Annotated in this window: 11 protein-coding genes; all 11 read right to left on the reverse strand. The window is 45.4% G+C overall.

Annotated elements, in window-relative coordinates:
* Positions 1-9: 9 nt before the first annotated feature.
* The 11 genes from FO440_RS09270 to FO440_RS09320 all read right to left on the reverse strand — a co-directional run bounded on the left by FO440_RS09270 (position 10) and on the right by FO440_RS09320 (position 11201).
* Positions 10-831 (reverse strand): SGNH/GDSL hydrolase family protein, encoded by an 822-nt coding sequence (locus tag FO440_RS09270; RefSeq protein WP_144247909.1) that lies wholly within the window; start codon positions 829-831, stop codon positions 10-12.
* 167 nt (positions 832-998) lie between these two features.
* Complete coding sequence (locus FO440_RS09275) at positions 999-3014, reverse strand: beta-L-arabinofuranosidase domain-containing protein (RefSeq protein ID WP_144247910.1); 2016 nt, start codon at positions 3012-3014, stop codon at positions 999-1001.
* 144 nt (positions 3015-3158) lie between these two features.
* On the reverse strand, positions 3159-3605 hold the full coding sequence (locus tag FO440_RS09280; RefSeq protein WP_144247911.1) for a DUF4395 domain-containing protein: 447 nt from the start codon (positions 3603-3605) through the stop codon (positions 3159-3161).
* A 3-nt stretch (positions 3606-3608) separates the two neighbouring features.
* A complete protein-coding gene (locus FO440_RS09285) occupies positions 3609-4451 on the reverse strand; it encodes a glycoside hydrolase family 172 protein (protein ID WP_144247912.1) in 843 nt (280 codons plus the stop codon).
* Positions 4433-5200, reverse strand: a complete 768-nt coding sequence (locus FO440_RS09290) for a DUF2961 domain-containing protein (RefSeq protein WP_144247913.1) — start codon at positions 5198-5200, stop codon at positions 4433-4435. The genes FO440_RS09285 and FO440_RS09290 overlap by 19 nt, the downstream gene beginning before the upstream one ends.
* 18 nt (positions 5201-5218) lie before the next feature.
* Positions 5219-6049 carry an SGNH/GDSL hydrolase family protein gene (locus tag FO440_RS09295; RefSeq protein WP_144247914.1) on the reverse strand — a complete coding sequence of 277 codons (831 nt, stop codon included), beginning with the start codon at positions 6047-6049 and terminating at the stop codon, positions 5219-5221.
* Between the two features lie 69 nt (positions 6050-6118).
* Entirely contained in the window at positions 6119-7432 is a 1314-nt protein-coding gene (locus tag FO440_RS09300; protein WP_144247915.1) for an APC family permease, read from the reverse strand.
* Positions 7433-7561: 129 nt separating this feature from the next.
* Entirely contained in the window at positions 7562-8128 is a 567-nt protein-coding gene (locus tag FO440_RS09305) for a Crp/Fnr family transcriptional regulator (protein WP_144247916.1), read from the reverse strand.
* Positions 8129-8162: 34 nt separating this feature from the next.
* Positions 8163-9575 carry an MFS transporter gene (locus tag FO440_RS09310; protein WP_144247917.1) on the reverse strand — a complete coding sequence of 471 codons (1413 nt, stop codon included), beginning with the start codon at positions 9573-9575 and terminating at the stop codon, positions 8163-8165.
* A complete protein-coding gene (locus tag FO440_RS09315; RefSeq protein WP_144247918.1) occupies positions 9568-10371 on the reverse strand; it encodes an isocitrate lyase/PEP mutase family protein in 804 nt (267 codons plus the stop codon). Before FO440_RS09315 ends, FO440_RS09310 begins: the two co-directional genes overlap by 8 nt.
* An 11-nt stretch (positions 10372-10382) precedes the next feature.
* Positions 10383-11201 carry an SDR family NAD(P)-dependent oxidoreductase gene (locus FO440_RS09320; RefSeq protein WP_144247919.1) on the reverse strand — a complete coding sequence of 273 codons (819 nt, stop codon included), beginning with the start codon at positions 11199-11201 and terminating at the stop codon, positions 10383-10385.
* Between the last annotated feature and the right edge of the window lie 104 nt (positions 11202-11305).

Here is an 11305-nt window from a genome sequence, read left to right on the forward strand (position 1 = left end):
TTTTCGGGATTAAAATTTCTTCATGATTTTTACAACACTCTTTGCTATGATGGCACATCCTTTATCAGAAGGGTGCAAGCCGTCATAAGTTAAATCGATAGCTTCCTTTGGATAGGGATAGTCATCCGTAGCCGGGTTAAACGGAACGTCGATAAATTTGGGATAAGGCAGGTCTGCATACTGCCCGCTTTGATCTTTTACGCGTTTAAATTTTACCAGTTTATCCAATGTAAAATCACTGTCGTGGTACAGGTCATCAACCGGGATGTTTTCCAACTTACCGATAGACGCGATGGCATTGGCTACAGCTTCGAGCGTTTGGCCTTTATTGTCGCGGTACGAGCCGTGGGCATTATTATTTTTGTCGAACAGGTACACAAAGTCCACCCGTTGCAATGGTGTCATCAGGATAATTTTAGCATCGGGGTTCAGGGCTTTGATCTTATCTAAAATAATGCGGAATGAACCATAAATGGTATTGTTACCGGCATTGTTCTTGTAATCGTCGATAGTGCCGATCGGTCGTCCCTGCCACCAGTCGTTAGTGCCTAAAAATATGGTGTAGATATCACCTTTCGGGATATTCAGTTTATCAAAGCTGTCGGCAATCCCGCCGGATGTCCAGCCATTATAGCCTTTGTTAATGTAATGGATATTAGGCAGCTTTTCGGTAACCTGCGTCAGGTAGCCCCTGGTTAACCGGTTTTGCGTTTCGTCTTTGTGGTCGTTCAGGTAAGTGATCGAATCGCCTATGGCAACCCAGGTCAGTTCTTTTGCCTTAAAAGAAGTTAAGAGGCAAACGGTAAGTAGTAGAAGTGTTAGTTTTTTCATTTTTTAAAAATAAAATAAAAAAGATTGTCATCTCGAAACGAAGTGAGAGATCTTAAACGCCATGCTACGGATCGGATGTATAAGATTTCTCACTCGTTCCTCGTTTCGAAATGACAGTGATTTATTGTATCATCTGCACATCTGCATATCCCCACATCCGCACATCACTACCGCCCCACAACCGGGAACTGCGAAATACGCAGCTTGGTACATCCATAAGGTATCAGTGTAATTTCTTCTTCTTTCTCTTTCGGTGTGCCTTCGTTATAAATCACGCTGTAGGGCACAGGGCCGGCCATGTCGTTGTACAATTTCCAGTCGGGTATTTTGCGGGCTTTGGTGGTTAACTGCAGCGGCGCGTTTGCTACACTCCAGGGGTAAGCCTTTACCTCATTTTTCTTTTGTACGGTAAATGCCTTTTCAAGCTGATTGTTATGCGCCTCTATTAAACCATAATTCCACGGGGTGGTGGGTGTTATTTCATAATATTCGCTGCCGTAGGCGATAGGGTCCTTGTCATTCTTTATAAGTTTAACGTCTTCGCCAATTTTAAGGGCGTAAACCAGTGGGCCGCGCTCTACAGACACCGAATTTTCATACCAGGTATTTTTAAAGATGTGCATAGGTAATTGCAGTTCTACCACATCACCGGTTTTCCATTCTCGGTTTATTTTCACGATCTGGTTGCCTTTAGCCTGTTGAAAATCAGCACCGTTAATTTTGATCGTGGCGTTTTGGCACCAGGCCGGTACGCGCAGGTGGAACGGAAATGAAACAGCTTTGGTTTTCTTGTCCACCGTTAAGGTAAAGCGGATATTCTCATCGAAAGGGTAATTGGTTTCTTCTTTAAAAGTAACCGGTACGCCGTTACCTACCTTTGTATTTACTTCGCTGGCAGAATATACCAAAGCGGCTATGCCTTTATCGGCAGTAGCATACCATAAGTTTTGGGTGAATTTTGGCCAGCCCTGGTGCATGTTCGAGGTGCAGCATGGGTAGCCGGATAACAAGCCGAAGCAAACATCGGTACCTGCATGGTTCACATTAAAGTTATGCGATGCGCGGGTAAGCATTACCTGGTTAGCCTGTTGAAAATACTGGCGGGTCATATAATCTTCTGACGTTTGCGATGGCAGCGCGTTAAATGCTATCTTCTCCAGGCGGTCGGCATAATCAACATCGCCGGTAATGGCTAAGGAGTTCTCCAAAGTAAACATCATCTCTACAGCGGTACAAAGCTCAGAGCCCTGGGTAGGGTTGTTGCCGTGCAGTGATTCGTCCGCACCGAAAAGGCCGTGCGCCATACCGTCGTATTTGTTAAGGTCATGCAGGCCTTTGTTCATGGCATCTACATATTTCTGCTCGGGGTGTTGCTGATAATAGATCAGCGGCTCTTTCATGCCTTCGGCCAGGTTTACACCGTGGGCACTGCCCGATTCTGTCAGCATATCGCCTTTCAGGAAAGCGCCTGTAAAATCAAAGGTCTGTTTATGGATCATGTCGCCCAGGTCCAATAAAAATTTGTCGCCGGTAATATTGTACAACCAGTAAACCACCATCAGGTTATCGCCGCCGCGCCACTCACCCCAAAAGGTCCAGTTGTTTAGCGGTGTTTTGGGCAGTTGATTAAGCTGGTATTTGAAATAGTTGGTTAATAAAGTGATGACCCGCTTATCGCCGGTTGCCGAATAGTATTGCTGCAATACTTTCAGCATCACCATTTTTGGCCACCAGTCGCGGCTGTTATCACGCTGGATGCCCGGCTCGGGGCTATAATCTTTCGACGGGCCGAAGTAACCATCCGGCTGTTGGCTTTTTATGCTCCATTCGATCCAGGGCTTTACCTTGGCAATTAATTCTTTATCCTGTAAAATGTAGGCTAAGGGTAGCAGGCCGTCTATCCAATAGGGGCCGCGTTCCCATTGGTCGCCGTCGCCGCCAAGCCAGCCGTTGCGTTTACCCATCACCAGCGGATACAATTTATCCAGGTTACCGGTAGCGCCTTCTTTTTGTTTGATCAGCATCTGGCGCAGCCAGCCTTCGGGCTTTATAGCGCCCAGTGGCAATTCAATATATGGGTTTTGCCTTAAAGGGGCCTTGGCTTCAATAAAGTTTTGGCTACGGCCGATTTTTGGAACAATAGCTAAACAGACCAAGACAGCCGACAGATAGAAACATCTCATAAAAAAGAATAATTTGCCCCTAACATAAGCAGATTTATTGAAAAATTGGCGTGTTAATTAATCGTCACGGTAGAGACGCAATGCATTGCGTCTCTACAAAATATCCCATGTAGAGACACAATACTTTGTGTCTCTTATTCACACCTACCTGATCACCCCGAACTTTTTCAAATACGTATACACATAACAACCAACACAAATCCCCGCCAATGATTCTAAAGCGGCACAGATCAGCAAAATAATCAGCATGACCACTGCAAGTGTAATAAGGTGAGCAATTAACGCCAGCGCGATAACAGCATTAAATATCATCCCCATCAAAGCCGCGAAACGTTTGGGCGCCCGGTCGGTAGGTTTGTTGCCGGTCCTGAATAATGTAACCAGCTTACCCGCCAAAAAGCTTAAGGGACTGTAATTATTGAAGTTGAACGTCCGCAATGAAAAATCGGCTAACAAAAACAGGGCTACGCCCCAGTTTAACTGCGCAAGGCATATTATGCCCAGTATCAGCACCAAAAATGCCACCATGCGCGCACGATTCTCGTTGATCAGCACAAAGTCTACGGGGCAGTCTAAATTATTGTTGGCCATATGTTATTGAGGTAACTTACCGGGGATGGATTGATGCGTTGCCGCGCTGCTTTTTGCGCCTTTTACGCCGTACCAGTAAGTGGTAGCGGCAAAATCGGCAAAGCCATCCTGCCAGCCCAGGGTTTCTAAACTAAAACGGAAAGACTTGCTAAATGGTACAGCATCTAAATTACGGGTGCGCGTAAATGTATTGTAACCGAACGAATCGGCATTGTCTGCCCTTGGTGCGTTGGCAAATGGCGTTTGGTAAAGCACTACCGGCGCCCATGATGTATTGTAATAATCTTCGGTGCCTGTGCCATATTCAACCGGGAATTTCGCGCCGTCAACCCATAATTTCTGGTCGCCCTCGCCATACCAAACGTGCATGTGGTTATACACGGCAAAGGTTTCGCCTACAAAAACACCGCTGCCTTCAATGGTGTTCAGGTCCCAATCCATGGGGTAGTTTTTATCTGTAGGGTACACCGGCACGTCAACCTGGCGCAGCGGTACGTTGTTTTGATTTTTCCAGTCGGCATGAAAATACATACCTTGTTTTTTATTCCAGGCCCAGGTGCCGTTCCTGGCTTTTAGCAAAATGCTAACCCGTTTATCGCCCACATTTAATACTGTTATTTTGGCCGTATGCTGATAAGGCATTACCCAGCGACTGATCATTTCGCCATCCCCGGTTACTGTACGGTACCAGCTTTTTAAAGGCTTGCCGCCAACGCCCGAGCCTGAAAAATCACCAATGGGGCACCATACGGTTTGCTCGCCGTCAAACTCAATTTTCAGAACAGTCGACCGTAGCGCCTGCGCGTAATCTGCCGGGTTATCAGTTTTTAATTTGATAGACAACATACGTATGCTGGACGAACCCGCAGGCAAGTTAACCAAGCCTCGCCATTTGGCGCTATTTGCTGATCGATATCAGTTGTACGGCCAATTAACACACTGTCAGGGTGCAGCAACTTGTCGTTTGTTTTGTCTACAAGCATTTTTAAATCATCCAGGTGTTTTTTTGAAAACGTTTTAGCCTGGTTAAGCTTAACATAATTGATCTGGTAATAACGAGGCTGATTGTCGGTATCCTTGTCCTCAAAAGTAACCTTGCAATGTTTGGCGTAAGGCATAGGCAGGTAAAGCGTGCTGCCGCCTTTTTCTTTAGGCTCATAACTTGAATGGGCTTGTAAAAGCGCGCGGCCTAAAGGCAGGCCTATCTTCATCAGGTCATAGGCAGGTATGGTGATCTCAGGTTCCGGCTTGTTATCAAAATAGATGCGGATGATACCATTGCGCTTAAACGTAGTCAGCCAAAAGCGTACAATGGCACCGGGGCCTTCTACATCAAGCATTACATTTTCCTTGTGTCCGTTTACATCTTCTGTACGGATATATTGCGAAGCATCGCGATTGGTAAACCAGCCCGGCTGATCAAAAGCTATTGAGCGGCGATCATAACTGCTGGCCTGGTATTCTTGTACAGAATCAGGCATTAATGTCCTGAACCTGTTATCTGTCATGGATATTAAAAGCGATTTGATTGTATCAACACCGCAGCCGGCCAGTAATACCAATGATAAGATCGTAAAGAGAAAACGTTTAAGCATATGCGAAAAGAACCCCGGTTAATATTTCTTCATGATCTTAACCAGCATATCGGCAATGCGCTGGTGCCCTTTGTCTGATGGGTGCAGGCCGTCATACACCCAGTTCATGGCATCAATGGGGTAGGGATAATCGTCCTTGTCCGGGTTTAAGGGGATATCGATATAGTCAGGATACTTGTAGTTTTTGTATTTGCCGGTTTTAGGGTCGCGCATGCGTTTAAAATTTACAGCGTTGGTAAGGTTTGCGCCGCTTTTGTAATAAAGGTCAACTAGTTCAAAATGCTCTTTTTGGGCGATATCTTTAATAGCATCGGCATAAGCAGATAACAGTACGCCCGAATTGTTTGGCTTGTAATCGCCGTGGATGGTGCTGTGGATATTGTTGATGTCTACATAGTCGGTCCGCTGAAAAGGGGTAATGAAGATGATCACCGCGTGATCATTCAAACTCCTAATCTTATCCACCACGGTGCGGTATGATCCGTATGCTGTGGCGTTACCTGTAGCGTTTTTATAATCATCATAAGTACCAATAGGCAGGTTGGTCCACCAGTCGTTGGTGCCTAAAAACACTGTATAGAAATCAGCCCTTTCAAGATTCAGATTATTGATGTTATCGGCAATGCCTTTAATAGTCCAGCCCGGATATCCTTTATTGGCGAATTTTAGGTAAGGTAATTTCTCAACCACCCTGGTCATATAGCCCTTGGTTATGCGGTTTTTAGTTAACTCGGGCCTGGTATCAAGGAAGGTTATCGAATCGCCAATGGCCATCCAGTTTTTTTCTTTCTGCGGGGCGAAAGCGCTTAACAAGCCTATAAAGGCAACTAACAATAATACCTTTTTCATACGCGGATAATTGGTTTTTAACAAGCTCAAACTTAATAAACATCTGTTAAAATAGTAACAGACGTAGCGCTAATTTGTCAGGTCTTTCTTTTTAAACCACCGCATTATAAAATAGATCACGCAAACAATGGCAATAAAAATAGCGGTAGACAAGATCTCATTACCGCTAAGAGTGGTTAACAACCATATAATTGCAGCGATAGCAATTAGCGGAATTAATATCCCGCCCGGTATTCTGAATGTTTTTTCGGCCGAGGGGTCTGTTTGCCTCCTGAACTTTAGCATGGCTAATATCACCGCCAGGTAGATGATCAGCAATGTACAACTGGCTAATATGGCCAGCTGTTTAAATCCGCCCGAAACTGAAAGTATAAACTCAAGCGACGCGTACACGATCACCGCCATATAGGGTGTGGCATATTTTGGGTGCACCTTGGCCAGAAATTTAGGGAAAAGGCCATCCTTTGCACCTGCATACAACAGGCGCGGCGTGGCCAGCATATCGCCGCTTTCATTACCCAGGCATGAAATAACAGCCGCCGCTACCAAAATAGTTGCGCCAACCGGCCCGATAATATCCTCGGCCACGGCTGCCAGCGGGGCGGCTTTATAAGCGCTTATGTGCGTGCCCAATATCCCCTGGGTGACCACTTGCAGGGCAATATAAATGATATACGCGGTTATGCTCCCGAGAAAAACACCGCGGGGGATGGTTTTTGTGGGATCTTTTATCTCGCCGCTTGAACTGAGCGAGGTTTCAAAACCTACAAAGGCAAAGAAAAGAGCCAATACACTACTGCCCGTTGTTTGCAGCGTAGGTAAATGGTCCCAGTGTAAATTATTGGTTTTGATATGGCTTATACCAAAAATGGCTATCGCTATCAGCGGGACGATCTTTATGACTGTTATATAAGTGACAAACTTTACACTGTTTTTTGCACCCGTTACATTAATAATAACCAAGCTGCCAAGCAATACAAAAAAGAGCAAGCCACGCATTACAGGGTTTAAAAAAACGGGGAACAGCACGGCAAGCGAGTCGGCAAGGACATTCCATATAGCGGCGCTGCCTAAAACACCCCAGCCAAAAAAGAACAGCCAGTTAATAATAAACCCCGCCAGCGGGCCAAAGGCTTTTTCTACATAGATGTATGAGCCGCCGCTTTCGGTTATCTTGGTGCCTATTTCCATGTAGCAAAGCATAATGCTTATTACTATTAAGCCGCAAAGTACATAGGCCAACACGCCCGAAGCGCCCATTGCTATACCCACTACAGCCGGCAAAGCAAAAATACCCGCCCCAATGGTATTATTCACTACTGTAGCTGCCAGGCTTGGTATGCCTATAACACGCTTTAAGCCATCGTTATCGTTTAAACCCATAATAGTCTGTTATTAAGGGTATAAGATATTAAATTAAATGGCTAAATAAGAAATTTACAAGTTATTTGCCGAAGTTGTAATCTGAAATTTAATTCTTTATAGCGATGGGTTTTAAACCCGTCGCTATGATTAACCCAACCTGCTCAGCGACTCCCTTGAAACACCCAGATAAGCGGCAATGAGTTGTTTGGGTACCAGGTTGTACAGTTCGGGGTAAAGTTTCATCAGGTCCTGGTAGCGGCCTTTTACGTCGTTGTTCATGAAGGACAGCAGGCGTTTATTGGCTGCAACATAACCCCTGTACGTGCGCCAGCGGAAGAAATGCTCTACCTGGTGGATCTCTTTACACAACTTCTCGCGGTCATCACTGCTGAGCTCGAGTACCTCTGCATCGGCAATACAATCAACACCGGTAGTAGCTTTAACATGATAGTACAAACCATTATAATCTGATGCCCACCAATTAGGCATAGCAAACATCAGAATAAACATTTTCAGATCATCATTGATATGGAACGACTTTAAACAACCGCTTACTACAAAATATTCGGCGTTAACATCATCACCCACCGCAATAACCGTTTGTCCTTTTTTAAAGGACATCGGTTTAAAATGCGAGAATACATAAGCGAATTCTTCGTCGGTAAGGGCTATCTGCTTTAAAAAATGTTGTTTTAATACTTCCTCGGCTTGCATCCGATAAAGTTACATTTCCCGTCAGATATTTTTATTATTCGGCGGCATGTGTAATGGTGTTATTTTGCACTGTCTTAGGTAAACAAAACAACATAATGCTCACCAATACACCACAGCCTATCTGAACCGCCAATGCATAATGGTAAGCTAATTGAACGCTGTGTGTGTTATCAACCAAGTAAAAGTATAACCCGCCGATAAGGCAAATACCAAGCGCTGATGCTGTTTGCTGTACCGTTGAATAAACCCCTGCGGCTGCGCCTGCAAATGCGGGCGGCAGGCTGCGCAGTGCCACGTTTAGCAATGAGGGCAACACCAGCCCATTACCTAAACCGTAAGTAGCCTGTAGTATAAAAAGCGCTGCCACGCCGGCGCCGGTCTTGAAAAATACAATCTGTAATGCAAAAGTGATCAGGATAACGGCTACACCAACCTGCAAAACTACCGTGCCATAACGCGGAACCAACCTGCCTGCCACAACAGAGCTTATGGTGAACAGTATGCCCGGGGCAACAAAATATAAGCCGGCTACTAATGGGTGCAAGCCAAGCCCTGTTTGTAAAAACACCGCGCTTAAAAACAGGTAACAGGTATGCAGCATAAAATGAAACAGAACCGCGCCAAGGCCAATGTTAAAATCCCTGAAAGCAAACAAGCCTTCGTCTATCAGTAAAGCTTTGCCGTCTGCTTTTTTACGGCGCTGATCTTTGAAAAAATAAACAAATATCAAAACAGAGCCTATAAGCAATGCGAAACTCCACCATGGCCAGCCTGATTCCCTGCCCTGTATCAACGGGTAGATGAGGCAAAAAAGACCGATAGTAAGAATAGCTACGCCGGGCAGGTCCATTTTTGCGCCTTTGTGGCTTTCAGTTTCGGGCAGATACCTGTGCGCAGCCAATAACGCAAGCACACCGATAGGCAAATTGATCAGGAATATCAGCCGCCAGCCTTCTACAAAAAAATGGCCGCCTGCAAAATAGCCGCCCATCACCTGGCCGATGATGGAGGCCATGCCAAGCGTAATACCAAACCAGCCGAAAGCTTTTGATCTTTCTTTGGCATCAGGAAACAGCACTTGTATAAATGCTATTGCCTGCGGCACCATAAAAGCGGCACTTACACCTTGCAGAAAACGCATGGCGTTAAGTTCCAAAGGTGTTTGTGACAGACCACATAAACACGAGAATATGGTAAAACCTATCATTCCCCATGAAAATATGCGCTTGCGGCCAAAGTGATCGCCGGAGCGACCACCGGTGATGAGGAAAGAAGCATACCCCAGCAGGTATCCCGCTATAACCAGTTGTACCTGCGCATTATCCGCGTGGATCCCCGCTTTAATTGAGGGTATGGCCACATTGATAATAAAAATATCAATTACAGAAAGTAATGGCGCGGTCAATACGATGGCCAGCGCCAACCAGGGTGAAACATGCTTATTCATTTGAAAGCAAAGATTGAAGATTGATAATTTGTGCCGCGTCGGTATCAAAAACAGAAGAATCTCCGGTTGTTAAGAAATCACCGGCAATTTTGGCTGTAGCCTGCCAGGCAATTTGTGATACACCTGTACCTACGCTTAGTCTTTTCACACCCAGATTAGCCAACCTGTCGGCTTTAGGCAGTCCCGGCATAGCCATTACGTTTAAAGGTAAGGATGTGTTTTCTGCAATATGGGCAATCTCTTCGCCGTTGGTGATCACCGGTACAAATAATCCGCCGGCACCGGCTTCGGCATATAGCTTTGCGCGACGGATGGTTTCTAATACCTGTTGATCAGCAGGCACCAGCGTGGCAAGATAAACGTCTGTACGCGCGTTGATGTATAAGCCTGATCCGTGAGACTCCACTACCCGTTTAATAGCCTCGATCTTTTTCGCCAATAGGTCCGGGCTGTCTTTACCATCTTCCAAATTGATGCCTGCTACACCTGCATCCAGTAATGGTTTAATGTTTTCGGCGACTGTTGACGGGTCATCGCTGTACCCATTTTCAAAATCTACCGATAACGGTACATTAATAACACGGGCGATACGCTGTGCTGCGTCAGCATTCAATTTGGCGGTCATTTTATAACCATCGGTATAACCTAAACTCCATGCAACGCCTGCACTGGTAGTAGCGATAGCTTTGGCACCGGCTTGTTCAATAATTTTTGCGCTGGCCGCATCCCAGGCATTTGCTAACAGTAGCGGAGTAGCCTGCCTGTGCAGGCTACTGAATTTTTCAAAATTGTTCATGATCTTAAAAATTATAGTCCGTGTGCCTGATCTGATACTTCTTTCCATGCGTTCCATTCGGCCCAGCGCGATTCGTAATTTTGTTGTACAAATGGATAAGCTATCTTGCCCAAAAATAACCTTAACGGAGGATTTTCGGCATCTATTAACTTCAATACGGCATCTGTTGTTGCTTCGGGGTTACCATAAAAATCAGCAGGGAAACTACCAAACAGGTCTGTTTTTACCTTGTCATAAAGCGGGTTGGCTTCTGTTTGTACTGCTGACGCGCCGCCCCAGTCGGTAGAAAACCCGTTTGGTTCAACCAATGAAACTTTGATACCAAACTGTGCTACTTCCGGTGCAAGCGATTCGGTCAAGCCTTCTACCGCAAATTTCGAGGCATTGTAAAGCCCTAATATCGGCAAGGTTACCACACCCAAAACACTTGATACCTGGATAATGTGCCCGCTTTTTTGTTCGCGCATAACGGGGATAATGGCTTGTGTTACCCATAATAAGCCAAAGAAATTGGTTTCCATTTGTTCGCGTGCCTGTTGTTCGGTAGTTTCTTCAACCGCGCCAAATAAGCCAAAGCCCGCGTTGTTGATCAGTACATCTATCCGGCCGAAATGATCCTTGCCGGCTTTAACAGCCGCAAATACGGCTTCGCGGTCATTAACATCCAGTTTCAGCGGCAAAATGTTTTCGCCATACTGTTGTACCAGGTCATCTAAATTGCTAAGGTTGCGTGCGGTGGCTATTACTTTATCGCCACGTTTTAAAAATGCTTCGGCCCAGATCTTACCAAATCCTTTTGAAGCGCCTGTGATAAAAATTGTCTTTTTCATTGTTTTTGATTGTTTTGTTGACACAAAATTGCAGCAGAAAAAGACAGAAGTTGTGTGACGTAAGTCACATTCACGGCAGCGCGGTAATTATGTGACATACGTCA

The organism is Mucilaginibacter corticis (assembly GCF_007558865.1).
Taxonomy (GTDB): domain Bacteria; phylum Bacteroidota; class Bacteroidia; order Sphingobacteriales; family Sphingobacteriaceae; genus Mucilaginibacter; species Mucilaginibacter corticis.

What these genes read in the sequence shown, in the direction of transcription:
- FO440_RS09270 (WP_144247909.1), bottom strand. Translation starts at nt 831, where the DNA reads ATGAAAAAACTAACACTTCTACTACTTACCGTTTGCCTCTTAACTTCT.
- FO440_RS09275 (WP_144247910.1), bottom strand. Translation starts at nt 3,014, where the DNA reads ATGAGATGTTTCTATCTGTCGGCTGTCTTGGTCTGTTTAGCTATTGTT.
- FO440_RS09280 (WP_144247911.1), bottom strand. Translation starts at nt 3,605, where the DNA reads ATGGCCAACAATAATTTAGACTGCCCCGTAGACTTTGTGCTGATCAAC.
- FO440_RS09285 (WP_144247912.1), bottom strand. Translation starts at nt 4,451, where the DNA reads ATGTTGTCTATCAAATTAAAAACTGATAACCCGGCAGATTACGCGCAG.
- FO440_RS09290 (WP_144247913.1), bottom strand. Translation starts at nt 5,200, where the DNA reads ATGCTTAAACGTTTTCTCTTTACGATCTTATCATTGGTATTACTGGCC.
- FO440_RS09295 (WP_144247914.1), bottom strand. Translation starts at nt 6,049, where the DNA reads ATGAAAAAGGTATTATTGTTAGTTGCCTTTATAGGCTTGTTAAGCGCT.
- FO440_RS09300 (WP_144247915.1), bottom strand. Translation starts at nt 7,432, where the DNA reads ATGGGTTTAAACGATAACGATGGCTTAAAGCGTGTTATAGGCATACCA.
- FO440_RS09305 (WP_144247916.1), bottom strand. Translation starts at nt 8,128, where the DNA reads ATGCAAGCCGAGGAAGTATTAAAACAACATTTTTTAAAGCAGATAGCC.
- FO440_RS09310 (WP_144247917.1), bottom strand. Translation starts at nt 9,575, where the DNA reads ATGAATAAGCATGTTTCACCCTGGTTGGCGCTGGCCATCGTATTGACC.
- FO440_RS09315 (WP_144247918.1), bottom strand. Translation starts at nt 10,371, where the DNA reads ATGAACAATTTTGAAAAATTCAGTAGCCTGCACAGGCAGGCTACTCCG.
- FO440_RS09320 (WP_144247919.1), bottom strand. Translation starts at nt 11,201, where the DNA reads ATGAAAAAGACAATTTTTATCACAGGCGCTTCAAAAGGATTTGGTAAG.